This window comes from Williamsia sp. 1138 (genome assembly GCF_002095435.2).
Lineage (GTDB): Bacteria > Actinomycetota > Actinomycetes > Mycobacteriales > Mycobacteriaceae > Williamsia.
Genome location: NZ_MJEJ02000023.1, coordinates 1 through 25,026, shown reverse-complemented (window position 1 = coordinate 25,026; position 25,026 = coordinate 1). Strand labels below are relative to the sequence as shown.

General features: G+C 65.0%; 21 protein-coding genes. 8 read left to right on the top strand and 13 right to left on the bottom strand.

What is annotated here, in order from left to right; genetic code table 11:
• Window positions 1-159: 159 nt before the first annotated feature.
• On the top strand, window positions 160-1,836 hold the full coding sequence (locus BH683_RS02720; protein WP_084834738.1) for an MFS transporter: 1,677 nt from the start codon (window positions 160-162) through the stop codon (window positions 1,834-1,836).
• A gap of 3 nt (window positions 1,837-1,839) precedes the next feature.
• Here BH683_RS02720 and BH683_RS02715 read toward each other — a convergent pair whose 3' ends face one another.
• Genes BH683_RS02715 through BH683_RS02685 form a run of 7 tightly spaced genes read right to left on the bottom strand, consistent with a single transcriptional unit; the run spans window position 1,840 to window position 10,623 of the window.
• Window positions 1,840-3,462, bottom strand: coding sequence for an AMP-binding protein (locus BH683_RS02715; RefSeq protein WP_084834737.1), 1,623 nt, complete (start codon window positions 3,460-3,462; stop codon window positions 1,840-1,842).
• Window positions 3,463-3,473: 11 nt separating this feature from the next.
• Window positions 3,474-4,646 carry a lipid-transfer protein gene (locus BH683_RS02710; protein ID WP_084834736.1) on the bottom strand — a complete coding sequence of 391 codons (1,173 nt, stop codon included), beginning with the start codon at window positions 4,644-4,646 and terminating at the stop codon, window positions 3,474-3,476.
• A complete protein-coding gene (locus BH683_RS02705) occupies window positions 4,643-5,101 on the bottom strand; it encodes a MaoC family dehydratase (protein WP_084834735.1) in 459 nt (152 codons plus the stop codon). The genes BH683_RS02710 and BH683_RS02705 overlap by 4 nt, the downstream gene beginning before the upstream one ends.
• The gene (locus BH683_RS02700) at window positions 5,098-6,117 is read right to left on the bottom strand and encodes a bifunctional MaoC family dehydratase N-terminal/OB-fold nucleic acid binding domain-containing protein (protein ID WP_084834734.1); all 1,020 of its coding nucleotides are present in this window, start codon (window positions 6,115-6,117) and stop codon (window positions 5,098-5,100) included. The genes BH683_RS02705 and BH683_RS02700 overlap by 4 nt, the downstream gene beginning before the upstream one ends.
• Window positions 6,114-7,277, bottom strand: a complete 1,164-nt coding sequence (locus tag BH683_RS02695) for an acyl-CoA dehydrogenase family protein (protein ID WP_084834733.1) — start codon at window positions 7,275-7,277, stop codon at window positions 6,114-6,116. Before BH683_RS02695 ends, BH683_RS02700 begins: the two co-directional genes overlap by 4 nt.
• A gap of 2 nt (window positions 7,278-7,279) precedes the next feature.
• A complete protein-coding gene (locus BH683_RS02690; RefSeq protein WP_084834732.1) occupies window positions 7,280-8,338 on the bottom strand; it encodes an acyl-CoA dehydrogenase family protein in 1,059 nt (352 codons plus the stop codon).
• A gap of 59 nt (window positions 8,339-8,397) precedes the next feature.
• Window positions 8,398-10,623: an acyl-CoA dehydrogenase gene (locus BH683_RS02685; RefSeq protein WP_084834731.1), complete on the bottom strand. Its 2,226-nt coding sequence runs from the start codon at window positions 10,621-10,623 to the stop codon at window positions 8,398-8,400.
• 206 nt (window positions 10,624-10,829) lie between these two features.
• Between BH683_RS02685 and kstR the strand changes: the two genes are divergently transcribed.
• Window positions 10,830-11,483: a cholesterol catabolism transcriptional regulator KstR gene (kstR, locus tag BH683_RS02680; RefSeq protein WP_084834730.1), complete on the top strand. Its 654-nt coding sequence runs from the start codon at window positions 10,830-10,832 to the stop codon at window positions 11,481-11,483.
• Window positions 11,484-11,622: 139 nt separating this feature from the next.
• Here the strand turns inward: kstR and BH683_RS02675 are convergent, their stop codons facing one another.
• Window positions 11,623-14,160, bottom strand: coding sequence for an ATP-dependent Clp protease ATP-binding subunit (locus BH683_RS02675; RefSeq protein WP_084834729.1), 2,538 nt, complete (start codon window positions 14,158-14,160; stop codon window positions 11,623-11,625).
• Window positions 14,161-14,442: 282 nt separating this feature from the next.
• Window positions 14,443-15,051, bottom strand: coding sequence for a TetR/AcrR family transcriptional regulator (locus BH683_RS02670; protein ID WP_084834728.1), 609 nt, complete (start codon window positions 15,049-15,051; stop codon window positions 14,443-14,445).
• 60 nt (window positions 15,052-15,111) lie between these two features.
• On the opposite strand from BH683_RS02670, the gene BH683_RS02665 reads away from it, so the two are divergent.
• The gene (locus tag BH683_RS02665; RefSeq protein WP_084834727.1) at window positions 15,112-15,966 is read left to right on the top strand and encodes an alpha/beta hydrolase; all 855 of its coding nucleotides are present in this window, start codon (window positions 15,112-15,114) and stop codon (window positions 15,964-15,966) included.
• Window positions 15,967-16,171: 205 nt separating this feature from the next.
• Here BH683_RS02665 and BH683_RS02660 read toward each other — a convergent pair whose 3' ends face one another.
• Together BH683_RS02660 and BH683_RS02655 are read right to left on the bottom strand one after the other, a co-directional pair.
• A complete protein-coding gene (locus BH683_RS02660) occupies window positions 16,172-16,648 on the bottom strand; it encodes an anthrone oxygenase family protein (protein ID WP_084834726.1) in 477 nt (158 codons plus the stop codon).
• Window positions 16,645-17,484 carry an NmrA family transcriptional regulator gene (locus BH683_RS02655; protein WP_084834725.1) on the bottom strand — a complete coding sequence of 280 codons (840 nt, stop codon included), beginning with the start codon at window positions 17,482-17,484 and terminating at the stop codon, window positions 16,645-16,647. Before BH683_RS02655 ends, BH683_RS02660 begins: the two co-directional genes overlap by 4 nt.
• A 72-nt stretch (window positions 17,485-17,556) precedes the next feature.
• Between BH683_RS02655 and BH683_RS02650 the strand changes: the two genes are divergently transcribed.
• On the top strand, window positions 17,557-18,483 hold the full coding sequence (locus BH683_RS02650) for an AraC family transcriptional regulator (protein WP_084834724.1): 927 nt from the start codon (window positions 17,557-17,559) through the stop codon (window positions 18,481-18,483).
• A gap of 3 nt (window positions 18,484-18,486) precedes the next feature.
• Here the strand turns inward: BH683_RS02650 and BH683_RS02645 are convergent, their stop codons facing one another.
• Window positions 18,487-19,428 (bottom strand): alpha/beta fold hydrolase, encoded by a 942-nt coding sequence (locus BH683_RS02645; protein WP_084834723.1) that lies wholly within the window; start codon window positions 19,426-19,428, stop codon window positions 18,487-18,489.
• Complete coding sequence (locus BH683_RS02640) at window positions 19,395-20,414, bottom strand: lipase family protein (protein ID WP_246833158.1); 1,020 nt, start codon at window positions 20,412-20,414, stop codon at window positions 19,395-19,397. The genes BH683_RS02645 and BH683_RS02640 overlap by 34 nt, the downstream gene beginning before the upstream one ends.
• 93 nt (window positions 20,415-20,507) lie before the next feature.
• Here BH683_RS02640 and BH683_RS02635 point away from each other — a divergent pair, with 93 nt between their 5' ends.
• From BH683_RS02635 to BH683_RS02620, 4 genes are all read left to right on the top strand, one after another.
• Window positions 20,508-21,794 (top strand): PQQ-binding-like beta-propeller repeat protein, encoded by a 1,287-nt coding sequence (locus tag BH683_RS02635; protein ID WP_168186948.1) that lies wholly within the window; start codon window positions 20,508-20,510, stop codon window positions 21,792-21,794.
• A gap of 111 nt (window positions 21,795-21,905) precedes the next feature.
• Entirely contained in the window at window positions 21,906-22,403 is a 498-nt protein-coding gene (locus BH683_RS02630; RefSeq protein WP_246833159.1) for a sigma-70 family RNA polymerase sigma factor, read from the top strand.
• Window positions 22,400-23,689, top strand: coding sequence for a VOC family protein (locus tag BH683_RS02625; protein WP_084834720.1), 1,290 nt, complete (start codon window positions 22,400-22,402; stop codon window positions 23,687-23,689). Before BH683_RS02630 ends, BH683_RS02625 begins: the two co-directional genes overlap by 4 nt.
• A gap of 267 nt (window positions 23,690-23,956) precedes the next feature.
• Window positions 23,957-25,012: an IS110 family transposase gene (locus tag BH683_RS02620; RefSeq protein WP_084834247.1), complete on the top strand. Its 1,056-nt coding sequence runs from the start codon at window positions 23,957-23,959 to the stop codon at window positions 25,010-25,012.
• Window positions 25,013-25,026: the final 14 nt, after the last annotated feature.

The window sequence follows — 25,026 nt, the reverse complement described above, 5'->3', positions numbered from 1 at the left end:
ATGGGTCGGCCATACCAGCAACGCGTCGATGTGAGTTACCAGTGTGACTAATGTGACACAAGAGACAGAAGTACTGTGGAAGCCACACCGTGCGTAGTGATAACGATTACACAACGCGAACTACCGATGTACGCCGGGCGTTCTGGCTAGGTTGGATCAATGGAAACAACGGTGGGGGCGTCACCGGCGGAAAAAATCGGTCTCAAAGGTATTTGGCTCATTGTCGTGGCCTGCGCCGGATTGAGTATGGTCATCGCCGCGATGGCGTCGCTCAACACAGCGGTCGCCGACATCGCCCCCGCCGTCGGTGCCAATTCGAATCAGGTGACCTGGTTGATCGACGGCTACACCCTGGTGGTCGCCGCACTGCTGCTCCCCGCCGGTGCGATCGGCGACAGATATGGGCGACGAGAGGTGTTGATCGGCGGCCTTGTCGTGTTCGCCATCGGTTCACTGCTGCCGATCTGGATCTCGGATCCCAACCAGTTCATCGCCGCCCGAGCCCTGACCGGTGTCGGCGCCGCATTCGTGATGCCGGCAACGCTGTCGCTCATCACCTCCGGGGTCCCCGACTCCAAACGCCCATTGGCCGTGAGCATCTGGGCGGGGGTCGGCGGATCGGGTGGTATTGCCGGGTTCTTCGTCACCGGCGTACTGCTGGAGTTCTTCAGCTGGCACTCGATCTTCCTCACGTTTGCGATCTCGGCCGCGATCACCGCGGTGCTCGCCTGCACGATTCCGACGTCCCGGGACTCGACCCGACCCAGATTCGACGTGCTGGGATCTGTCACCTCCGCATCCGGGATCGGGCTGGTCGTCTTCGGCCTCATCGAGGCCCCCCATCGCGGCTGGTTCGACCCCTTGGCATTGGCCGCCATGATCGGCGGACTCGGCCTCATCGCCGTGTTCTGGTATTCGCAGACCAAACTCGAGGAACCACTGCTCGATGTGAATCTGTTCCGTAATCGCGCCTTCTCGGCCGGGTCGTTCAGCATCACCATTCAATTTCTCGTGATCTTCGGCGTCTTTCTCGTGCTGCTCCAGCGGCTCCAATTGGTATTCGGCTTCTCTGCTCTGAAATCCGCACTGGCGTTGATGCCCATGGTCTTCGTCGTGATGGTCTTTTCTCTCATCGGGAACTGGCTCGCCGTGCGGATCAACCTGCGGGTGATCCTGGTGTTCGGCATGGTCGGGATGGCCACGGGTTCGTTCCTCCTCGGTTTCCTGGAGCACAAGGAGTACTGGACCCTGGTCGTCGCCATGATGGTCCTCGCGGTGGGTCTCGGAGTCGGCACCGCACCCTCGACCACGGCAATCATGGTCAACACCCCAGCAGACAACCAGGGCGTCGGCTCAGCGGTGAACGACACCGCCCGCGAACTCGGTTCCGCCATCGGCATCGCGATCGGCGGCAGCCTGCTCGCCGCCGGCTATACACGGAACATCCAGGCGACCGCAGAGTCCGCAGAATCTCAACTGCAACAGACAGCCACAGCACTCGAGGCGTCCGGGCAGACGCAACAAGCCCAGGAGACCGCGGCCGCGGCCGGCTCCATCGGCCAGCACATCACCAATACCCTGGCCGAGGCACTACAGGTGGCCGAACGACTCGCTCCCACCCAACCCGAGTTGGCGGCCCGTATCGCCGACGGAGCCAAGGATGCCTTCATCGAACCCATGAACCTCGCATGCATCACGCTCGGAGTGGTCTGCGTCGTGAGCGGCATCGTGCTGGCTGTTCTCACCCCCACCCAGATCGGGGGCACCGTCCAGGACGAAATCGACGCCGAAGCAGCGAAGGTCGGGGCCGCCGAAGAGCCTGCGGCCCGCGACTGAGGGTCAGACCGGGGTGCCCGCGAGGTCGAGTGCGGCCTGTTTGGCCCACTTGTAGTCGGCCTTGCCTGCGGGTGTCCTCTTGATCTCTTCGACGATGACCAAAAGGCGAGGAATCTTGTACCCGGCCAACATCGTTCGGCAGTGCGACTGAATCTCGTCCAGTGAGGGTTCGCTCACGCCCGGTCGAATCGCGACGACCGCCGACACCTTCTGACCCATCCGCTCATCCGGCGCGGGCACCACGAGCGCGTCCGCCACCGCGGGATGCGCGTGCAGGCACGCCTCGACCTCTTCGGCGTAGACCTTTTCACCGCCGGTGTTGATGCACTGCGACCCACGGCCCAGGAAGACGATCGTGCCATCGGCCTCGACCAGACCCATGTCGCCGAGCACCGCGACCCTGGTGCCATCCGGGAGCTGAGGGAAGGTGCGCGCAGACTTCTCTTCGTCGCGGTAGTAACCCAGCGGCACACGACCGATCCGCGCGATCATCCCGACGTCCTCGGATCCCGGCGGGATCACGTTGAGTTTCTCGTCGAGTACGGTCATCTTCGAGGTCGGCGGCATGGCGAGGGTGCCGTCTTCGCGCACCTCGAATGCACCGTCGTTGCCGGTCTCGGATGCCCCGAAGTTGTCGCGCAAGACCAGATCCGGCTTGACCGACAACATCCGCTCACGCACGCCCACCGACCAGATCGCACCGCCCGAGGTGATCGAGAAGAGTGTCGAGAGATCCACCTCGTCCTTCAACTTCTCCATCGCGTCGGCGAGCGGCGACCCCATACCGTCACCGACGATGAGCACCACGTTGACCTTGTCGGCCTCGATGGAGCGCACCACCTTCTCCGGATCGAACGCCCGCATCAGCACCAGCCGGGCGCCGAGCGTAAGGAAGGTGAACAGCGAATACAGCGCAGCCCCATGCATCAATGGCGCGGCGATGAGGAACGACAGACCGGGGAATTCCTTCGCTGCCGCGCCGACTTCGGCGAGGTCTTTACGTGGGTTCTCGTCGTACGGATTCCCACCGGAGAGCGGCTTGTGGAAGAAGTCGTCGTGCCGCCACATCACGCCCTTCGGATAGCCGGTGGTGCCACCGGTGTAGAGCACCCAGAGTTCGTCTCCGGTCCGCGGCTCGAAGTCGCGCGCCGTCGACTGGCCGGACGCATCGAAGGGCAGTACTCGCACACCTGCGTCCGCCGCGGCCGCAGACAGCCCCTCGGTGATGTCCCCGATGACGAAAATGGTTCGTAAGGTGGGGATCTCACCGACGATCTGCGCGAGGTTGTCTTGGTGCTCGGCCTCTTCCACGACGATGCCAACCGAGTCCGAGTTCTCGAAGATGTACAGCAGTTCTGCCGGGGTGTACCGGTAATTGATGTTGATCGGCACGGCCCGGATCTTGATGACACCCAGAATGGTGGTCACGTGCTCGACGGAATTCTTGAGGAACAACGCCACGTGTTCACCTGCGCCCACCTCGGCGGCGGTCAACATGTGAGCGACCTGATTCGACTCCACCTCGAGCTGACGGTAGCTGTGATCCACGCCTTCATAGGTCAGCGCGATGGTGTCGGGGACCGCATCCGCGACAGTTTCGAAGACGTCGGCAAGATTGAACGCCATTGTATGAGCTCCTAAGCCGTGAGAACCAAACCACTTGTGGGCACACCGGTTCCGGCGGTGACCACGACCTTACTGGCACCGGGGACCTGATTGACCGATTTTCCGCGAAGTTGCCGGACGGCTTCGGCGATGCCGTTCATGCCATGGATGTACGCCTCACCGAGTTGACCACCGTGGGTGTTGAGCGGAAGTCGACCGCCCACCTCGAGAGCCCCGGGTTCCCGGACGAAGTCTTTCGCCTCACCGCGTCCACAGAATCCGAGTTCCTCGAGTTGCATCAGTGTGTACGGCGTGAAGTGGTCGTACAGGATCGCGAGGTCGACGTCATCGGGACCGAGACCCGACTGCTCCCACAATTGCCTGCCGACGAGACCCATCTCGGGTAGTCCGGCAAGATCGTCGCGGTAGTAGCTGGTCATGATGTACTGATCTTCACCGCTGCCGGACGCGGCCCCGGCGATGATCGCCGGGGTGTGCGGAAGATCCTTGGCCCGTTCCGCCGACACGATCACGAATGCGACGCCACCGTCCGACTCCTGACAGCAATCGAGGAGATGGAGCGGCTCCGCGATGTACCGGGAATTCTGATGATCTTCGAGCGTGATCGGTTTGCCGTAGAAGAATGCCTCCGGGTTCACGGCCGCGTGCTTTCGGTCGACAACAGAGATGCGCCCGAAATCCTCGCTGGTGGCGCCGTATTCGTGCATGTACCGCTGGGCGACCATGGCCACGAAGGCGGCGGGGGTGCTGAGCCCGTGCGGATAGCTGAAGGCGTTGTCGGTCCCCGACGAGTTGTCCTGTGCGACCAGAGACGTGTTGACCTGACCGAACCGCATCCCTGAACGCTCATTGAACGCGCGATAGGCGACCACGACGTCGGCCACACCCGTGGCCACGGCCATGGCGGCCTGTTGCACAGTGGAACACGCTGCACCGCCGCCGTAGTGGATGCGGGAGAAGTACGTCAATTCGCCTATCCCCGACGCTCTGGCGACTGCGATCTCGGTGTTGGTGTCCATCGTGAACGACACCAGTCCATCGACATCGGCGGGCGTCAGACCCGCATCGGCGATGGCCGCCGTGACCGCCTCTGCGGCGAGCCGCAGCTCGCTCCGCCCGGAGTTCTTGGAGAAATCGGTGGCGCCGATCCCGGCGATGGCCGCCTTGCCGGACAATCCACTCACTGCGCCACTCCCGCTTCGCTTTTGGCTTCTGATCCGGCAACCGCAGTGTGATCCATCACCAGCGTCACCAACGATGTGACGTGGTTTCCGAGACTGTCCTTGCCGATCACCTCGACGGTCACGAGATCACCGTCCACCGCTGACACCGTGCCCGAGAGAGTCAACGTGTCGTAGGCGTACCAGGGCACTCCGAGCCGGAGTTTGATCGAACGGATCTGGGCCCGCTGCCCCGCCCAGTCGGTGATGTACCGCTGGACAAGGCCGGTGTCGGTCAGGATGTTGACGAAGATGTCCTTCGACCCCTTACCGTGCGCCAGGTCGCGGTCGTGGTGGACGTCCTGAAAGTCTCTGGTGGCCAGCGCGGTCGACACCACGAAGGTCGGTGTCGCGGTGATGGTCAGCGGTGGGAGTTCGGTTCCGACCACGGCCTCGGGTGGTGTAGCGGGAACACTCATGCGGGTTCTCCTGTCGTGGCCGGCTGCCAGGCGTACAACGTCCAGGCCTCGGTTCCTGCCTTTTCATCCGCCGGGAAATCGAGGAACTCGACCTGGACGGGCAGACCTACGGCGACCTGCGCCGGGTCGATTCCGCGGAGTTCACCGAGCAGCCGCACGCCTTCGTCGAGTTCCACCAGGGCGATGACGAACGGGAGCTTGCGGCCAGGCACCTGCGGAGCATGGTGCACCACATAGCTGTAGACGGTGCCCCGGCCCGAGGACACCACGTACTCGGTGCTCTCCCCCTTCGGTTTCCACAGTGCCGGGATCGGCGGATGGCGCAGGGTCCCGTCCTCGACCTGCTGGATCCGGAGCTCGTGATCACGCACCCCGTCCCAGAAGAACAGGGTGTCGAGCGACGGCGTCGGACGCATCATCTTTGCCGGGTCGACGTCATCCGTCGCGGCACCGAGCGACGAGATGACCTCTCCGCCGGCACCTTCGGCAGCCGTGGCCTTTTCCGCCGGCCGGAACTTGAGGATGCGAAAATCCATCTCGGCGACGACTTCGTCGCCGACCTTCCAGATGTTCTTGGTGGTGAAGAACCATCCCTCACCCAGCGCGGTCTGTTTGGGCCCGACCACATCGGTGAGGGCGGCCTCGATGGTCACCTCCTCGCCGGGCCTTGTGTACCGGTGATACGTGGAGTCACAGTTGGTGGCGACCACCGACGAGTAGCCCGCCGCGTCGAGGATCTCGGTGACCTGACCCAGCGGATCGTCCGCGGCGCGAACGCCGTTCAGACCGCGCATGGTCCAGACCTGGGCCATCGCCGGCGGTGCGACCACATCGTCGTATCCGGCGGCGCGGGCGGCGTCGGGGTCGACGTAGATCGGGTTGGTGTCGCCGATCGCCTCGACCCAGTTGTTGATCATCGGGGTGTTGATCGGATCACGTCCGGCTTGCGGCGCACTCGTACCCGCCGCACGTACCTCATCGGTGGCCGCAAGGATCGCGGACCGGCCGTCGCTCATCGTTTACCCCTGGGAAGACCGAGGCCTGCGGTCGCGATCATCTCTCGCATGACCTCGTTCACGCCGCCGCCGAAGGTGATGACGACATTGCGCTTGGCTTGGACGTCGAACCAGTCGGCGAGCTCCGCCGTCGCCGGGTCGGAGAAGTCGCCATGACGGCCCAGGATCTCGTCGATCAGCCTGTGTACGTGCTGAAGTCGTTCGGTGGCAAACACTTTCGTCGCCGCCGCGTCGGCCATCGAGATGGAGTCGCCACCGGAGGCGACCTGCCAGTTCAGCAGTTCGTTGATCCGGTAGTAGGCGTGCAGTTCGGCCAGCGCCCGGCGCACGTCCGTGTGCTTGCCCGGTACCGTTCCGTCCGGGCCCGGCCGATTCGCCCAGTCCGTGATGCGGGCGAGCAGTCCGTCGAGCCGGCCGGCGGGCCCGAGCATCACGCGTTCGTGATTGAGCTGGGTGGTGATCAGACGCCAGCCACCGTTCACCTCACCGACAACCATGGTCGCCGGGACGCGAACGTCCGAATAGTAGGTGGCGTTCACGTGGTGAGCGCGGTCGGCGGTGATGATCGGGGTCCAGCTGTAGCCGGGATCTTTGGTGTCGACGATGAGCATCGAGATGCCCTTGTGCTTCGCGACATCCTTGTCGGTGCGGACCGCCAGCCAGACGTAGTCCGCGTCGTGGCCGCCGGTGGTGAAGATCTTCTGGCCGTTGACGATGTATTCGTCGCCTTGGCGTACCGCGCTGGTCTTGAGCGAGGCGAGGTCGGTGCCCGCGTCGGGTTCGGTGTAACCGATGGCGAAGTGGACCTCACCGGCGAGGATGTCAGGAAGGAAGCGCTGCTTTTGTTCGTCGGTGCCGTAGGCCTGCAACGTGGGCCCGACTGTTTGCAGGGTCACCGCAGGCAGTGGGATGTCCGCGCGCGCTGCCTCGTTGACAAAGATCTGTTGCTCTATCTGGCCGAAACCTCTGCCGCCATACTCTTTTGGCCAGCCGACTCCGAGCCAGCCGTCGCTGCCCATCTGCCGGATGACCTTGCGGTACGTCGGCCCATGCCGCTCGGTCAGCATCGTGACCGCGTCTTCCGGCGAGACCAGGTTCGAAAAATACTCGCGCAGCTCCATTTTCAGAGCCCGCTGCTCGGGGGTCAGATCAATGAACATTTCTACGCTCCTGCCTCGACCTGTTGCGCCAGGGCGTCGAGCCGGCCGGTGGGTCCACCTACGAGCCGGGCCAGGTCCTTGGCGATGGAAAAGTAGCGGTGCAGTGGGTACGTGAGGTCGACTCCGACACCACCGTGCAGGTGGATCATCGTCCGCATGGTCGCCGGGATCTCCTGCGCCAGCCAGTAGCCGGAGAGCGCGAGATCGGTTCCGGCGTCGAGTCCTTCCGTGAGCCGCCAGCCCGCGGAGGTGGTCGCCAATGTCATCGACCGGGCGACGACGTAGATGTCCGCGAGCTGCTGCTGGACAGCCTGAAAGGTGCCGATCGGCTTGTCGAACTGGATGCGTTCGGACACGTGGGTCGCCGTGAGCTTCATCGCGCCGGCGATCAGTCCATCGGCGTAGGCGGCGAGCCCCAGGCTGTGATGCTGCTGGAGCCAGCTCGGGTCTCCGTCGATGATGGCGTCCGCAGCGACGTCGGTGAACTCGACGGCGTACTCCCCCCATCCTGACGACGACGTCGTGCGCGTGATCCGGACTCCGGGGGCGTCGGCGGGAACCACTACGACTCCGACATCAGCGGAGACAAGGATCGCGGATGCGCCTTCGGCGTGCAGGACGCCGGTCTTGATGCCGGAGAGTGTGCCGCCCGACACCGAGGTGTGCGGCGTATCGGTCAGGGCCGCCCCCGGCTCGTTGACCGCGGTCGCCAGCCAGCCGCCCGCCTGCACCTTGGCTCCCAGCTCCGCCGCCAGCTCGGGCGCACGCTGCGCCAACGGCGCCAGACCCGCGATCAACGTTCCGATCGCGGGCGTCACCGCGGCGGCATGACCCAGGGCCGTCGGAATGGGCATGAGGCCGCCCACTGCGACATCGTCGCCCCCTGACGCCTCGGGCAGCGGTAGGGCCAACAGCCCTGAGTCGGCCAGCGATGCCCATAGAGAGGTCTCGAAGCCACCGACGCCCGCCAGCGCCGCGTCCCAGATCGATTCATGGCGTTGCAGTACGGAGTCGATGACATCACTCACAGTTTCAGCTGTGGAGTCGCGCGTGAAGTCCACTATTTACACCTCTTCAGCGAATTAGAACCTGTTCTAGTTGTATCAGAAATGAGGAGGTCTCAGCGAGGCAATCCCAGGAGCCGTTCGGCGGCAGCCGTGGCGAGGATCTGGGTGGTGCCACCGGCGATCGACAGGCACCTGTTCAGGAGGAAATCCTGCGAGGCCGTCGATTGCGCCAGACCGTCGACGCCATGGAGTTGCTGCGCGAACTCGGGCACCGCCTGACGGTGCCGGACGCCGATCAGCTTCCGCACACTCGAGGCCGCCCCCGGGTCGGTCCCGTTGATCGACCCGAGCACGGATCGCAGATCGAGCACCTGACCCAACTGCGCCTGCGCGATCAAACCACCGAGCTTCTCCCGCTGGGTCCCCGTGAGCTCGTCACGCTGCGTTCCCGATTCACCGCCGTCGATCTGCGCGAGCAGCGCCTCCATCTCCTTGCCCAAGGCCGAGCCGCCCATCGCGACCCGCTCGTTGGCCAGGGTGGTCCGCGCCAGTCGCCAGCCGTTGTTGATCTCGCCGACCACGCACTCGTCCGGGACGAACACGTCGTCGAGGAAGACCTCGTTGAACATGGCGCGGCCGGTGATCTCCCGCAGCGGCCGGGTCTCGATCCCCTTCGATGTCATGTCGACGAGAAAGTAGGTGATGCCCTTGTGTTTCGGTGCCTCGGAGTCGGTCCGAGCCAGACAGATCGCCCAGTCTGCGTCGTGCGCGTGCGAGGTCCATACCTTCTGGCCCTGCAGGGTCCAGCCACCGTCGACCTTGGTCGCCTTGGTGCGCAATGCCGCGAGGTCCGAACCCGCCCCCGGCTCGGAGAACAGCTGGCACCACATGATCTCGCCGTGCAGCGTCTGCTCCACAAAGCGTTCGCGCTGCGCCTCGGTGCCGTGCTCGATGATCGTGGGGATCGCCCAGCCCGCGATCACCAGGTCGGGCCGGCGCACCCCCGCCCGGTCGAGTTCCTCGTCGATCAGCACCTGCTCCAGGGCGTCCGCCCCGAGGCCGAAGGGAGCCGGCCAGTGCGGGGTGAGATACAACGCGTCGGCGAGAGCGCGGCGCTGATCGTCGGCCGCCGCTATCGCCTCCACCGTGGCGCGGACCTGCGGGCGTCGACTCTCGACATCCGAGAGGTCGATCCGCAACGACCTGCGCACCCCCCGCCTGTTGAGCTCCGCGACCGCCGCGTGCCATCGCTCCGCCGAGCCGAGCTGGGCCTGCCAGGCGAGCGCACGGCGCAGATACAGGTGGGCATCGTGCTCGAAGGTGAACCCGATACCGCCGAGGATCTGGATGCAGTCCTTGGCATTCGCGACCACCATGTCCGAGACAGCCGCCGCTGCGACAGCGGCGCTGATCTCGACCTGATCGGCGGCGGTGGTGCGGGCGGGTCCGTCGGCCTCGGTGAGTTCGTCCACCGCGGAAGCGAGGTCCCAGGCAGCGGCACTGACCTGCTCGCTGCGGCACAGCATCTCCGCGCAGATGTGCTTGACCGCCTGGAAGCTGCCGATCGGCGCGCCGAATTGCTCCCGCACCTTCGCGTACTCCACCGCGGTGTCGAGGGTCCAGCGCGCGACGCCCGCCGCCTGCGCGGCGATGACCGCGATGATCGCGGCCCGAACGAATGCGTCGGAAACGTGCAGTACGTCGTGGGCCGGGATCACCACATTGTCCAGCCGGACCCAGGACAACTCCATCGAGAAGTCGAGGGCATCGACCGGCTCGGATCCGATTCCGGCGGTTCCCGGCTCGAGTAGAACCCAGCGATGACCACCGGCGATGTCGATCGGCGCCAGGAGCGCGACGTCGGGCGAATATCCGGCGACCAGACCGAGGTCGCCGGATGCCGACAACACCCCGCGCTCGGCCTCCACCGCGGCAGGTGCGGCGGAGCCGGCGAGGACGGAGGTCGCCACTGCGGCACCGACCTCCCCCGCGATCAGTTGTGCGAGTAACGCGTTCTCGTTCGGAGCGCCCGACACAGACGTGAGCAGGGCGCTCAGCGCGGTGGCGGCCACCGGCCCGGGCACCAGGTCGTGGCCGGTCTGCTCGAGCATGACCGCGAGATCGACGAACAGCGCGTCCATCCCGCCCTTCCGTTCGGGCACCGCGGCCGCAAATACGCCGAGCTCGGCCAATTCCCGGAACAGCGCAGGCCAGGGTTCGGCGGTGACGTCGGATCCCGGCTCACCGGCCCGCACCGTCGTGATGACCGACACCTTTTTGGACCATTGACCAATTGCGTCGGCGACGGCGGTATGTTCTGGGGTGGTAGCAAGAGTCACGGAAGTCTTTCCTTGCCTGCTCGGGGTTGTCGGTGCGTGGTAGAACCTGTTCTAATATTGCACGTCTGCCGGGGCAGAATGAAGGGGACCGTGTCGCGGAGTCCAGAAAGTCGCGTTTTCGCTGCCAGCGATTAACGTGGAGTGGACAAGCGACCAGCTCGATGAAAGATCGACAAACCGACAGATGAGAAAGTGGGGACGCCCCGATGGCTAGCCCGATTCCGGCCGGCAACTCGGCCAGCGACGTGGCCGTCGGGTCCGACGTGGACCTCGGGTCCAGCGCCCAGCGTGAACGTCGGCGCCGCATCCTCGACGCCACCTTGCAGTTGGCCTCCAAGGGCGGCTACGACGCGGTGCAGATGCGCGCGGTCGCCGAGCGGGCCGACGTCGCAGTGGGAACCCTGTACCGGTACTTCCCGTCCAAGGTCCATCTCCTGGTCACCGCGCTCGCCCGGGAATTCGAAGCGGTCGAGAGCCGGGCTGACAAGACCAGGCTGCGCGGGAACACGGCCCTTGAGCGGCTCCGCCACGTGCTGGACATGATCACCCTTGCGATGCAACGTGATCCGCTGCTGACTGAGGCGATGACGCGGGCGTTCATGTTCGCCGACGCTTCGGCGTCGGCCGAGGTCGATAAGGTCGCGCTGATCATCGACCGCCTCCTGGCCAACGCGATGGTCGAAGGCGAACCGACAGAACTCGACCTGAAGATCGCCCGCGTGGTGTCCGATGTCTGGATGTCGAATCTCGTGCAGTGGTTGACCCGCCGCGCGTCGGCGACCGACGTCACCAACCGGCTCGAGCTCACGATCACCCTGCTGCTCGCCGGCCGCGATCAGGATCCCGACGTCAAGGACTGACCCGCTCTACAAAAGCACCCCGTTGAGTTAAAAGCACACGTTGCGACGTGTGCTTCTAATTCAACGGGGTGTTTTTGTGGGGAGGGCCACCACAAAGGGGCGCAACCACTTTCGTGGTTGCGCCCCTTCGGGTCAGTGCTTACTTCTCGGAGTCTCCGGTCTTGGCGAGTTCCACCGGGGTGTCGGGAAGCGCGATCGGCTTCTTCGAACCCTTGAAGGTGAACTTGGCGTCTTCGCCTTCGCCTTCGCCGTCCCAGTTCTCGACGTCGACGAGAATGATCTCACCGGCACCGATCTCGTTGAACAGAATCTTCTCGGACAGCTGATCTTCGATCTCGCGCTGGATGGTGCGACGCAGCGGCCGCGCACCCAGGACCGGATCGAATCCGCGCTTCGCGAGAAGGCTCTTGGCCTTGTCGGTGAGCTCCAGAGCCATGTCCTTGTTCCGCAGCTGGGTCTCGACGCGGGCGATCATGAGATCGACCATCTTGATGATCTCGTCCTTCGTGAGCTGGTGGAACACGATGACATCGTCGATACGGTTGAGGAACTCGGGCCGGAAATGCTTCTTGAGCTCGTCGTTGACCTTCTGCTTCATCCGCTCGTAGTTCGAGCCTTCCGCATTCGACTGCGAGAAGCCCAGCCCCACGGCCTTGGAGATGTCACCGGTACCGAGGTTCGAGGTGAAGATCAGCACGGTGTTCTTGAAGTCGACCGTACGACCCTGACCGTCGGTGAGACGGCCGTCTTCGAGGACCTGCAGGAGCGTGTTGTAGATCTCCTGGTGGGCCTTCTCGATCTCGTCGAACAGGACGACGGAGAACGGCTTGCGGCGCACCTTCTCGGTGAGCTGGCCGCCCTCTTCGTATCCGACGTAGCCGGGAGGGGCACCGAAGAGCCGCGACGCCGTGAAGCGGTCATGGAACTCGCCCATGTCGATCTGGATGAGCGCGTCGTCTTCACCGAACAGGAAGTTCGCCAGGGCCTTGGACAGCTCGGTCTTACCGACACCGGACGGGCCGGCGAAGATGAACGAACCGGACGGGCGCTTGGGGTCCTTCAGACCGGCGCGGGTACGACGAATCGCCTTCGACACTGCCTTGACGGCCTCGGTCTGCCCGATGATCCGCTTGTGCAGCTCCTCCTCCATACGGAGCAGACGGGTGGTCTCCTCCTCGGTGAGCTTGAAGACGGGGATGCCGGTCCAGTTACCCAGAACCTCGGCGATCTCGTTGTCATCGACCTCGGCGACGATGTCCATGTCGCCGCTGCGCCACTGCTTCTCACGCTCGGCGCGCTCGGTGACGAGCTGCTTTTCCTTGTCGCGCAGGTTCGCGGCCTTCTCGAAGTCCTGGGCGTCGATCGCCGATTCCTTCTCTTTGCGGGCGTCGGCGATCTTGTCGTCGAACTCGCGCAGATCTGGTGGTGCGGTCATCCGGCGGATACGCATCCGGGCGCCCGCCTCGTCGATCAGGTCGATCGCCTTGTCCGGTAGGAACCGGTCGTTGATGTAGCGGTCGGCCAGGGTGGCGGCGGCGGTCAGGGCCCCATCGGTGATCGAGACGCGGTGATGCGACTCGTAGCGATCGCGCAGACCCTTGAGGATCTGGATCGTGTGCTCGACGCTGGGCTCGCCGACCTGAACCGGCTGGAAGCGGCGCTCGAGGGCGGCGTCCTTCTCGATGTACTTGCGGTACTCGTCAAGGGTGGTCGCACCGATGGTCTGGAGCTCGCCGCGGGCCAGCTTCGGCTTCAGGATGCTGGCGGCATCGATGGCACCTTCGGCAGCACCTGCACCGACGAGCGTGTGGAGCTCGTCGATGAACAGGATGATGTCGCCGCGGGTGTTGATCTCCTTGAGGACCTTTTTGAGGCGCTCTTCGAAGTCACCGCGGTAGCGGCTGCCTGCGACCAGCGAACCGAGGTCGAGGGTGTAGAGCTGCTTGTCCTTGAGGGTCTCGGGAACGTTGCCGTTCACGATCGCCTGGGCCAAGCCCTCCACGACGGCGGTCTTACCGACGCCGGGCTCACCGATCAGCACCGGGTTGTTCTTGGTGCGGCGGCTGAGCACCTGCATCACGCGCTCGATTTCCTTCTCACGGCCGATGACCGGATCGAGCTTGCCGTCGGCGGCCGCAGCGGTGAGGTTGCGACCGAACTGATCGAGGACGAGCGACGTCGACGGGGTGCCCGCCTCCGTGCTGCGTCCGCCGGTGCCCGCCTCCTGGGGCTCTTTGCCCTGGTAGCCCGACAGCAGCTGGATGACCTGCTGGCGCACCCGGTTGAGGTCGGCGCCGAGCTTGACCAGCACCTGGGCGGCCACGCCCTCGCCTTCACGGATGAGGCCGAGCAGGATGTGCTCGGTACCGATGTAGTTGTGGCCGAGCTGGAGGGCCTCGCGCAGTGAGAGCTCGAGGACCTTCTTGGCCCGGGGGGTGAAGGGGATGTGTCCCGAGGGTGCCTGCTGGCCCTGGCCGATGATTTCTTCGACCTGGCTGCGCACACCTTCGAGGGAGATTCCCAACGACTCGAGGGACTTGGCGGCGACGCCTTCACCCTCGTGGATCAGCCCGAGCAGGATGTGCTCGGTACCGATGTAGTTGTGATTGAGCATCCGCGCTTCTTCTTGGGCCAGGACGACAACCCGACGAGCGCGGTCGGTGAACCGTTCGAACATTGTTCTCCCTTACGTTTCTAGGGTCGATCTTCGCCTTCGGCTTCGTCCACCAGTCTGACTGGTCGACGGGCTGCGATCTTTCCCAGGGTTGGCCTTTGTCGACGATGAACCGATGCGCCACCGCGACAGCCTTGGCTCCCACTGTAATGCGCCCAGGTCACCGGCACCTCAGATGTGTCACCGAGCAACCATGAGAGCACTGCGGTCAGCAGGCCACAATCCGTCAACGTCGCAGCTCGAAAGGGTGTTTCACCTCCGGATACGCCGTCAGCGAACGCGTGCTCACAATTCGATCGTGATGGCACGAATCAGTCGCCGGATGACATCGAGCATTTCCGCACGCGCCTTCTCCGGTTCATCGGACCGGGAAACGTACAGCGCAGCCTCGTCGATCGCACCGATCATGACGTGGGCGAGTGGCCGCACCGGCTGCTCGGGCACGGCGCCGGTGGCGACGGCCTGCGCGATCAGTGCCTCGACCATTCCGAGGGCGTACCGCTGCCCGATCTCACGCCATTGATCCCACCCGAGTACAGCCGGCGCTTCGATGAGGACGATCCGATGGACCTGCGGATCCGCGCAGAGTTCGAGCCATCTCTTCGCGCCCACCTCGAGAGCGGCGATCGGGTCGGTGATCGCCGCCTCGGTCATGGCAGACCCGATCTCGGCGAGCAGCTCCTCCTCGATCCCCTCGAAGACCGCCATGAAGAGTTCGGCCTTGTCGGCGAACTGGTGGTAGAGCGCACCCCTGGTCACCCCGGCAGAGGCAGCGATCGCCTGGGTCCCGACGGCACTGAATCCCTGGTCGGCGAACAGGGTGCGGGCAGCCTTCATCAACGCCGCACGCGTGGTGGCGGTGCGGTCGGCCTGAGTACGACGATTGACTTCCATGCAGACTGTATGTAACTTCCATGCTAGGTGTACGTAAGTGACTAACGGAGGTTACCCGTCATGGCCACGATCGAGACAACGCTGGGGACGATCGAGTACAGCACCGTCGGACCCGACAACTCTGATAAACCACCCGCCCTCTTCATTCACGGCGCTCTCGTCGACGCCGAGTTGTGGCGAAAACCCGCCGAGCTCCTCGCGTCGCAGGGGTACCGGTGCGTTCTGCCGACGCTGCCGCTAGGTTCACATCGGATCCCGATGAAGCCGGACGCAGAACTCAGTCCGACCACGATCGCCGGGCTGATCCGCGAACTCATCGTCGGCCTCGACCTGCAGGACGTGACCCTGGTCGGCAACGACACGGGCGGCGCCCTGTGTCAGTTCACGGTCGACGCCTACCCCGATCACATCGGCAGACTCGTCCTCACGAACTGCGACGCCTTCGACACCTTCCCGCCGTTCCCCTTCAACGCGATCTTCACGCTCCTCAAGGTCCCCGGGGTCCTGAAGCCGTCGATGAAGCTCATGAAGTTCCGGGCACTGCGTCACTCACCGCTGGGCTTCGGACTCCTGGCGAACGATCCCGATCCCGACCCCACCGCGTCCTGGGTCGCGCCGGCGCAGAACTCGGCCGAGATCAGACGTGACATCACACGACTGTTCGCGAACATCGAGCCCGCCGAACTCGACACTGTCACCCGCCGGCTCGGGTCGTTCCACAAGCCGGTGACGCTGGTGTGGGGCCTGGCGGACAAGAGCTTCAAGCCAGAGCTCGGCCGTCGGCTGGCTGCCCAGTTCCCCGAAGCGACGTTCACCGAGGTCCCGGGCGCGAGGACGTTCGTGTCCCTCGACAACCCTGCCGCGGTCGCCGACGCGGTCGTCCAGATCTCCGCGCCGGCGTCGTCCCCCACCTGAATTCGCGCCGCCCACCGGTAATTCTTGGTGGGTCGCGCAAAAACGGGTGGGGGGTGACAACCCGAGCGAATCAGGCACCACCCACACCCAGGTCCCCACCTCACGCACGCACGCCCCCACCCCACGCACGCACGCCCCCACCCACCCGAATTCGCGCCGCCCATCGTTTGTTTCCGGTGGGCGGCGCAAAAACGGGTGGGAGAGATCAGCGGGTCACGGCCCCGACCACGAGGACGGCGAAGGCTGCGGTGTGGATCACCGCTCGCGCGATGTTCCAGCGAACCCACGACGCCTCGAATGCCTCACGTACCGCGCGGAGGTCCGCGACCCGATCGGGGTCTCCGGCCGCTTCGAGTTTGTTGTTGAGCGGAATGTTGAAGACCATCGTGATGACCAGTCCCAGCCCGTACAGGACGGCACCGGCCACGATCCACCAGAACATCCGGTGGTCGCGGTAGAGAACCGTGGCCGCGACGGTGAAACCCAGCCCACCGAAAAGGAGGAGCAGGAACACCGGGTTCACGATGACGACGTTGATGCGTTGCATCGAGGCGATGAAGCTCGTGTCATCGGTCTGGCCGAGCCCTGGCATGACGGCATAGGCGAACGAGGCGAACAGACCGGCGATCAGCCCGACCGAGACGATGCCGAGGATCAGGGCGGACTCTCGCAGCCCGGTCATGACCAAACCCCCTGCGCCACGGCCTTCTTGACGACATCACCGAAGTCCACGGCGTCGCGCCCCAGGAGCTCACGGACTCCGCTCGCCATCCGGGAGTTCCGACCGTCGAACAGGGTGCCGAACAGGGCCATCACCATCTCGGCGTACTCATCGGGCACACCGGCCTCGGCCATGCCGGCCCGGTACTCATCGAGGCCCACCTGGATGAAGGCGATGTCGCGCCCGAGTTCGCGCCCGATCTCTGCGGTGGCCTCGGCGAACGTCAGAAGTCGCGGTCCGGTCAGCTCATAGACCCGGCCATCGTGCCCGTCACCGGTCAACGCCTCCACCGCGGCGTCGGCGATGTCGTCGGCATCGAGGAACGGCTCCCCCACTCCCCCGACCGGGAGCACCACGGCGCCTTCGTTCACACCGTCGGCCAGGAAGGCCTCGCTGAAGTTCTGGGCAAACCAACTGCAGCGCAGCACGGTTGACGGGACGCCCGACGTCAGAACAATGTCCTCGCAGGTCTTGGCCTCCGGCTCGCCCCGTCCGGACATCAACACCAGTCGGTCGATGCCCGCGTCGCGGGCCACGGCCACAAAGGCCGTCATGTCGTCGGCCGACCGCGGAACGATCAGGTCCGGCTGGTACGTCACGTAGGCGGCTCCGGCCCCGGCGAGTGCCGGTGGCCAGGTCGACCGGTCGGTCCAATCGAACGCGACCTCGGACGTACGACTCGCCGCACGCACCGGCAGGCCTAGCTGCTGGAGTCGTTCGACCACGCGCCAACCGGTCTTGCCGGTCGCGCCGATGACGGTGATGGGACGTTGCTGGTGACTCGCGGTGTTTGTCATGGTTCCCAGTACAACGGCCAGATGCGAGCTTCTCCATGGCTTCAGCACTCACTTTCATGTTCAATCGTCTACATGGACGTGCTGGGAAGCCTGCTGAACGGTCCTCGCGCAAAGGATGCATTTCTCCTGCGCTTGGTGATGGCGTCGCCGTGGTCACTCCGTATCGAGGACGAGGCGCCGTTGACGATCGTGGTCACGGTCAGCGGGACGAACACCATTCGTTTCGACGACGGCGAGCAGGTGATCGTGCGGCCCGGAGATGTCGCCATCGTGCGCGGGCCCGAGCCGTACGCGGTCGGAGACGAGTGCGCGCCGACCGCGATCATCGATCGCAACCAGAACTGCACCAGTCTCGACGGGGTGGACCTCGTCGAGGAACTGAGCCTCGGTGTGCGCAGTTGGGGCAACAGCACAGACGGAGAGTCCGTGTCACTCGTGGGAACATACGGCGTGGCGGGCGAAGTGTCTGCGCGCCTGCTGGCAGCGCTTCCTCGGTTGATCACGTTGCCGAACAACAACAATCCCCTCATATCCCTGCTGTCGGCCGAGATCGACCGTGACACACCTGGACAAGAGGTGATGCTCGACCGGCTTCTCGATCTCGTCTTGATCGACACACTCCGCAACTGGTTCTCTCGTCCGGACTCTGCCGGCCCGAAATGGATTGCTGCCGAGTCTGATCAGGTCGTCGGCCACGCGTTGTCCCTGATCCACCACAATCCCGGGCACTCGTGGACGGTCGCCGAGCTGGCCGCGGAGTGCGCGGTGTCGCGCGCCGCGCTCGCCCGACGGTTCACCGACCTGGTCGGCGAACCCCCGATGGCCTACCTCACCCACTGGCGGCTGTCGATGGCGGCGGATCTGCTCGCTACCGGAGATGTCACCCTGGAAACCGTTGCGCGGCAAGTGGGATACAGCAGCGCATTCGCATTGAGCGCCGCCTTCAAACGCGTCCGAGGGGTCAGCCCCCGCGACTACCGACGCTCGCAGGCCGGATAGCGGCTACAGACCGAGCCCAGGAGCCACCGGCACGCAGGGCACCGCCGGCGCGGCTGCCGGATCGAGCGCACCCAGCACTATGGCCACCGTTCGCGGCGAGGACACGATCGAGAGGTGGTCAGACCGGTCTGCCGCGCAGGTGTCCTGCAACACGATGTTCCTCGCGCCCGGGCCGGGCACGAACCCGTCGGTCCACGGCTCGACGATACCGTCGTACCTCGTCATCACATTGGTGTAGGAAATGCCCGGAACGTATGGCGAACCACCCGAATTGATCTGCTGCATGAACGGACTGCCATAGTTCTCCTGCCCGCATTCCGGACACGGCAGCACCTGGCCCGGGTCGAACCCGAAAGCCATTGCCATCGCCTCCAGCTGCAGATACGCAGCCTGGTCCTGGCCCTTCCAATACGGTGCCAGGGAGACATAGCGATCGACGTACTGCGCCCCGCCGAGGTATTTGAGGTAGTAGGTCGGCATCAGGGTGCCCTCCGAATGACCGACCAGGTCGACCCGCGCGGCTCCGGTCCCCTGGCGCACCCGCGCGATGAATGAGGCGAGCTGCTCCGCGCTGTCCTCCATCCGGGTCAAGCCGCCGAAACCACTGACCGGCCAGACGGTTCCGGACAGCGTGCCATAGGTCAGCGCGAACACGCAGTATCCCTCGTTTCGCAGCGCCGGGATCATCGTCGCCCAGTTGGTCTGACGATTTCCGCCGGTACCGTGCACCAGCACAACAGGATTCGGGTGTTTCATGGATGGACGGCACGAAAAGTCATTGGAACCGGGGTACGAACCACCGGGGTTCGCCACCTCGGCTCGGGCACCGTCGAAGAAGTCATGGCTCACCGGTTGCGCACCCGCGGTGGCCGGCAGCGCGGTCAGCGACAGCAGAGCAAGCGCCGACCAGCTCAGGAACCGAAGAACGGCGGAACGAACATACATGGGACATCCCTCGGATCTGCTCGGTCATCGAGTGCGTTCAGCACACACAGCGCGGCCCGCTGCGATCCGCAGATGGCCAGGTGATCACTGTAATCATGTGAACAATTTTCCTGCACAACAATGTTGGTGACGGTGGCGTCGGGCCCACCGGGCAGCTGCCCGCTGGTGTACGGCACCACGAACTCGTCGTACCGGGTGGAGATGTTGATGTAGTCGATGCCGGGAACATACGGACCGCCGTCGGCGTGCATCTCGGCGATGAACTCCGATCCCGCCATCATCTGGGCGGCCGAGTAGCACGGCAGGATGCGGGTGGGGTCGAGGCCGAGGGGCAGATTGATACGGCTCATCACCCCGGCGAACGCCGAAGTCCCCTGCCACATCGGCGCCAGCGAGACGTACTTACGGATCAGTTCCGCGCCACCGAGGCACTTCGCCCAGTAGTTCGGCATCAAAGTCCCCTGCGAGTGCCCGACCACGTCGACCTGGGCGGCGCCGGTCGCCTCGAGCACCCGCTCCACGAACACGCCGAACTCTTTGGCACTGTCCTCGATCTTGGCCATTCCACCGATGGCCGACAACGGCCACGGCACCCCGGCGATCGCACCGTAGGTCAACGAGAACACCGAGAAACCCTCGTTGCTGAGCAGCGGCACATAGGTGCCCCAATTGGTCTGGGCACCACCACCGGTGCCGTGCACCAGGATCACCGGATGTGGATGATCTGCCGACGGCGCACGATGCCACTCATTTGCACCGGGCAGATCACCGCCAGGGTTGCGTAGTTCGAACGGTATGCCCGAGAAGAAGTTGTACGCGACCTTGCGTCGGTCGTGCTCGGTGAGCGCGGGAGCCGGGTTCGCGACGCCGGGATCGACCCGAAGGGCACGCGGGCCGAGCTTGGCACGCACACCCAGCATGCCTCCCACGCGGAGCGGGACGGTCATGGCGTCTCCGAGCAGACGCCCCACCACATTGTTTGACACATGGCCAGACTAAACGGTCGTCCAGTTCGGCTGGAGAACGTCTGCTCCGACCGACCGTGGCGGCCGAGTTCGGGGCGTGTCCCCCGTGGTTGGATGTACGACATGCTCAAAGGCCGGTCCGCACCCGGGATAGGGATCGTTGTACTGACCCTCTCGATCGCGATGGTGATCAGCGTCGGGCTCGTTCTCTCGATGGGAACCCCGACGACGACATCCGGCGACTTCTCGAACGGCCAACTCCGCTCCTATCAGGGTGAGCCCACCGAACAGTGGAGCCTGGACCTGACCGACATGCGCACGTACGGCGAAGGTGCGACCCCTGTCGTCGCCGGAACCCTCGGCGACATCTGGCTCATCGCGTATCCGTCCGGTCTCGGTACGACGTACCTGGCCATCGATCGCCGCAACGGCGAACGGCTGTGGGATGTGCCCATCGACGCCGGGCTGGGCTCGTGCGCGATCAACGGGCAGGGAGAGCTGGGGTGCGCACTGAGCCTCACCGACCGGCCCGACGGTTTCTATCTCGCCGACCTCACCTCCGGTGAACTCCGCGGGCGATCCGACATCAGGAACACCAGGGCGGTGACGGGATTCGGTCCGGACTTCCTGAGGGTCAACGATTCGGGCTACCAGGTCAGCCGCAACGCCCCGGACGGACGTCAGATCTGGGCTCGGACGTTCGCCGCGGCGGCGAAGGTCGAGGTTCAGGACGACGTCGTGGCCATCAGCGCCTCGGACGGTTCCAAGCACATCATCGACCCTGCGACGGGGATCGACCGGATCGGGTGCGATTCGTGCGACATGGAAATCTACCCCTCGGGTGTCGCACTGCAGTTCACCGGCACCGACGAGCAGCGCGTCGAGTTCTACCGCGCCGACGGCACCCGCACCTCGGTCAACGACAAACAGCAACTCGTCTCCGGTACCTCTGTGCTCCCGGTGACCACCGGGACCGGACCGGCCCAGATCATGCAGACGCAGGGCACCTACGCGGTCTTCGATCCCCCCGACGCGCAGCGGCTCTGGCAGATCACCGATCCCGAACTGTCCAAGGTCAACACCCGCCCGTGCGGGTCGGTGGTGATCTTCGCCCTCAAGGACGCCACCCGAACGGCCTTCGACCTGCGGTCCGGTGAACAACTCGGCAGGTTCGCCCGCCCCGATCTGATGAATCCGGCGGCCAACATCGACTACTTGTCGTGCGTCGGGCAGGGTGGCGACATCGCCGTCTTCGGCAACGGCGGAGAACTCACCGCGTTCGACGTCCGCAACGGTTCCATTGCCTGGCAGCGGTCGATCGTCGGTGGTCAGGCGGAGGTCGTGGACGGATATCTGGTGCTCGAAGAGGGCAGCACGCTCACCATGCTGGCCCCGTCGTAAATCGATTTCGGATTTGGGCGTCGGAAAATGCCCGGCTCCGACGACGATAGATATGTGAGCGGCACAGCGGGAAACTCATCGCGAGGCACGGCGCCGCCCGGTGGCCGGGCGCTGCTGGCGATCTACGACGACGCCCTGCCTGCGGTGTACGGCTATCTGATCCGCCGAACCCGGGACAAGAGCCTCGCCGAAGACCTCACGTCAGAGACGTTCTTGGCCGCGATGGACCACGCCAGGAGCGACGACCCGCACGATCCGTCGATCCCCTGGCTCATCGGCATCGCGCGCCACAAACTGGCCGACCACTGGCGCCGCATGCAGCGCACGCCGACACCGGTCGAGGAGGTACCGGACGGTCCCGCCCACGACCTGTGGGACGTACATCTCGATCGCATGCTCGCCGAGTACACACTTCTTCGGTTGTCCGACACCCACCGGGCAGTGCTGACCCTGCGCTATGTCGACGACTGCACCGTCGCCCAGTGCGCCGAACTGCTCGACCGCACGGTCACCGCGACCGAGGCACTGCTCACGAGGGCGAAGCGGGCCTTCCGCGCGTCCTATCCCTCCGATCCAGCCACATCCGCAGCGAAGGGAGGCCGGCGATGAACGCGCACAACGACTTCGATCCGTTCACGGCGCTGGCCGTCGGGGACGTCCCGGTGGCCCCCGACGCCGACTTCGCGCGCCGTCTGCGCATCCGCCTCGAACGCGGCCTCGACCTACCCGAAGGAGTAACCATGACCACCGACGCACTACCCGAAACCTCGACTGCTGCAACTTCCGTGGCGGTCGAGCGCCCCGGCGCCCTGCCGTACCTCACCGTCGCCGATCCCGCCGCCGCGATCGACTGGTACGTCGCCCACCTCGGTGCCGAACTGCGCGGCGAGCCCATTCTCATGGACGACGGCAGCATCGGGCACGCCGAGCTCCTCATTGGTGGCGGCGTGATCTACCTGGCGGGCGAGTTCGCCGAATTGGGGCTCAAAGGACCGGCACCACAGTCTGTCTCGGTATCGCTGATGCTCCCCGTTCCCGATACCGACTCCGCGCTGCGGTCCGCTCGCGACGGCGGTGCCGAAGTCCAGCGCGAACCGTACGACGCCCACGGCACCCGCACCGGCGTCATGGTCGACCCCTTCGGACACCGGTGGATGCTGACCGGACCGGTATCGGCCGAATCGGTGAAAGATGATTCACCAGAACAGATCCGCCGCGGCGACCTCGGATACTGCTCGCTGTGGACCACGGACGTGGATCGGGCGGTGGCCTTTTACGGGTCGGTACTCGGCTGGCAGTTCGACGCAGCCACCGGGCAGGTCACCAACCTCTCCCAGAGGCTGGGGATCTACGGGGTCCAGAGCGGTCAGGGAATGTTGTGCGCCTATGCGGTCGACGACATCGACCGGGCCCGCGCCGACATCGTCGCGGCCGGCGGCACCCCGAATGAGCTGCAGCGGTTCCCCTTCGGCGAGCTCCTGGATGCGGTCGACAATCAGGGCGTCGCCTTCGCGGTGTATCGCCCAACCGTGGACGATCCTCGTCCACCCCTCAACGCCACCGGTCACGGCGAGCTCACCTACATGACGCACTACACCCCCGACAGCGCACTGCTCCGGGAGTTCTACGGCAGCGTCCTGGGATGGACCTTCAGCGGCGGGAGGATGGACGACGGCTGGGAGGTCGAGAACAACCATCCGATGACCGGTATCGCCGGTGGCCAGACAGGCTCGGTCGCGGTGCCGATGTGGGTCGTCGACGACATCGAGGTGGCGGTGCAGCGAGTTCGAGACGGCGGTGGCACCGTGATCAGCGGCCCCGAACAGCAGTCCTACGCGATCTCCGCCGAATGCCTCGACGACCAGGGTGCCCACTTCTACCTCGGCCAGTACTAGCAACCCCGATGATGGGGCCTCAGTGTGACTCTTGTGTTGCCGCTCTGGCGGTGGTTGGGTCCTGATCACCTGGTGTTTGGCTCTTGATGGGCCTACCGGCATCACCATCAAAGGGTGAGGTCTGGTCTCCAAAAGTTGTGCCAACACCAGGTGTGATGGACCGACCGATGTGGCTTGATAGGAGCGTGGCACCGCCCCCAACTGAGGATTGCCCACCGGCCGGCCCAACCGTCCCTGTCCCTGTTTCTGAATCAGGAGGCAACCACCATGGTTGTTGTTGGAGTCGATGTACACAAGTCCACTCACACATTCGTCGCCGTCGATTCCGTCGGCAAGAAGCTAGGCCACCTCACCTCTGCGGCCACCACCGAAGGGCACCACACAGCGATCAACTGGGCACTCACCGAGTTCGGTGGCGATCTGGTGTGGGGTATCGAGGACTGCCGGCAGATGTCGACCCGCCTCGAGCGCGACCTGCTCGGCGCCGGCCAGACCGCGGTGCGCGTACCCACCAAGTTGATGGCCCAAGCCCGCTCCAGCGCTCGCACCCGCGGCAAGTCAGATCCCATCGACGCCCTGGCCGTGGCGCGAGCGGTACTACGCGAACCGGACCTGCCCGCCGCTGGCGCCGACCCCCAATCCCGCGAGTTACGGCTCCTCGTCGACTACCGGGAAGTCGCTGTCGCCCAACGCACTGCGTCAATCAACCGACTGCTGTGGCGGGTCCATGAGATCAATCCCGCCTACGCTCCCAAACCCCGGTCGCTGAGCATGAACAAGCACCAAAAAATACTCGCCACCCATCTCGCGAACCACACCAGCCTCCTCGCCGACATCGCCCGCGCGGAACTCGACGACATCATCTCGCTGACAGCCCGGATCAACAAGCTCGCCACCGAGATCGGCAAGCGAGTACGCCAACTGGTGCCGACCTTGCTCGAGTTGCCCGGCTGTGCCGAACTGACCGCCGGCAAAATCGTCGGCGAAACCGCCGGCATCTCCCGCTTCCGCTCCGCCGACGCCTACGCCAGCTACGCCGGCACAGCACCCATCCCCGTCTGGTCCGGCAACAGCGCCGGCCGCGTGCGACTACCCCGACACGGCAACCGACAGCTCAATACCGCACTGCACCGCATCGCCCTGACCCAAATCCGCCTCGAAGACTCCGACGGCTACACCTACTACCGCAACCGCCTCGCCGCCAACGACACCAAAACTTCAGCCCTACGGTGCCTGCGACGACGACTCATCCGCACCGTCTACCAACGACTCACCACCGACGCCCACACGCACCCCGCACCGACCGAACAAGCCGCCGCTTGACATAGGAGCAACTT

Coding starts and splice junctions, on each gene's coding strand:
- BH683_RS02650 (WP_084834724.1), top strand. CDS start 17,557: ATGGACGTGCTGGGAAGCCTGCTGAACGGTCCTCGCGCAAAGGATGCA.
- BH683_RS02620 (WP_084834247.1), top strand. CDS start 23,957: ATGGTTGTTGTTGGAGTCGATGTACACAAGTCCACTCACACATTCGTC.
- BH683_RS02715 (WP_084834737.1), bottom strand. CDS start 3,462: ATGGCGTTCAATCTTGCCGACGTCTTCGAAACTGTCGCGGATGCGGTC.
- kstR (WP_084834730.1), top strand. CDS start 10,830: ATGGCTAGCCCGATTCCGGCCGGCAACTCGGCCAGCGACGTGGCCGTC.
- BH683_RS02645 (WP_084834723.1), bottom strand. CDS start 19,428: ATGTATGTTCGTTCCGCCGTTCTTCGGTTCCTGAGCTGGTCGGCGCTT.
- BH683_RS02695 (WP_084834733.1), bottom strand. CDS start 7,277: ATGTTCATTGATCTGACCCCCGAGCAGCGGGCTCTGAAAATGGAGCTG.
- BH683_RS02670 (WP_084834728.1), bottom strand. CDS start 15,051: ATGGAAGTCAATCGTCGTACTCAGGCCGACCGCACCGCCACCACGCGT.
- BH683_RS02625 (WP_084834720.1), top strand. CDS start 22,400: ATGAACGCGCACAACGACTTCGATCCGTTCACGGCGCTGGCCGTCGGG.
- BH683_RS02655 (WP_084834725.1), bottom strand. CDS start 17,484: ATGACAAACACCGCGAGTCACCAGCAACGTCCCATCACCGTCATCGGC.
- BH683_RS02720 (WP_084834738.1), top strand. CDS start 160: ATGGAAACAACGGTGGGGGCGTCACCGGCGGAAAAAATCGGTCTCAAA.
- BH683_RS02635 (WP_168186948.1), top strand. CDS start 20,508: ATGTACGACATGCTCAAAGGCCGGTCCGCACCCGGGATAGGGATCGTT.
- BH683_RS02700 (WP_084834734.1), bottom strand. CDS start 6,117: ATGAGCGACGGCCGGTCCGCGATCCTTGCGGCCACCGATGAGGTACGT.
- BH683_RS02665 (WP_084834727.1), top strand. CDS start 15,112: ATGGCCACGATCGAGACAACGCTGGGGACGATCGAGTACAGCACCGTC.
- BH683_RS02675 (WP_084834729.1), bottom strand. CDS start 14,160: ATGTTCGAACGGTTCACCGACCGCGCTCGTCGGGTTGTCGTCCTGGCC.
- BH683_RS02660 (WP_084834726.1), bottom strand. CDS start 16,648: ATGACCGGGCTGCGAGAGTCCGCCCTGATCCTCGGCATCGTCTCGGTC.
- BH683_RS02705 (WP_084834735.1), bottom strand. CDS start 5,101: ATGAGTGTTCCCGCTACACCACCCGAGGCCGTGGTCGGAACCGAACTC.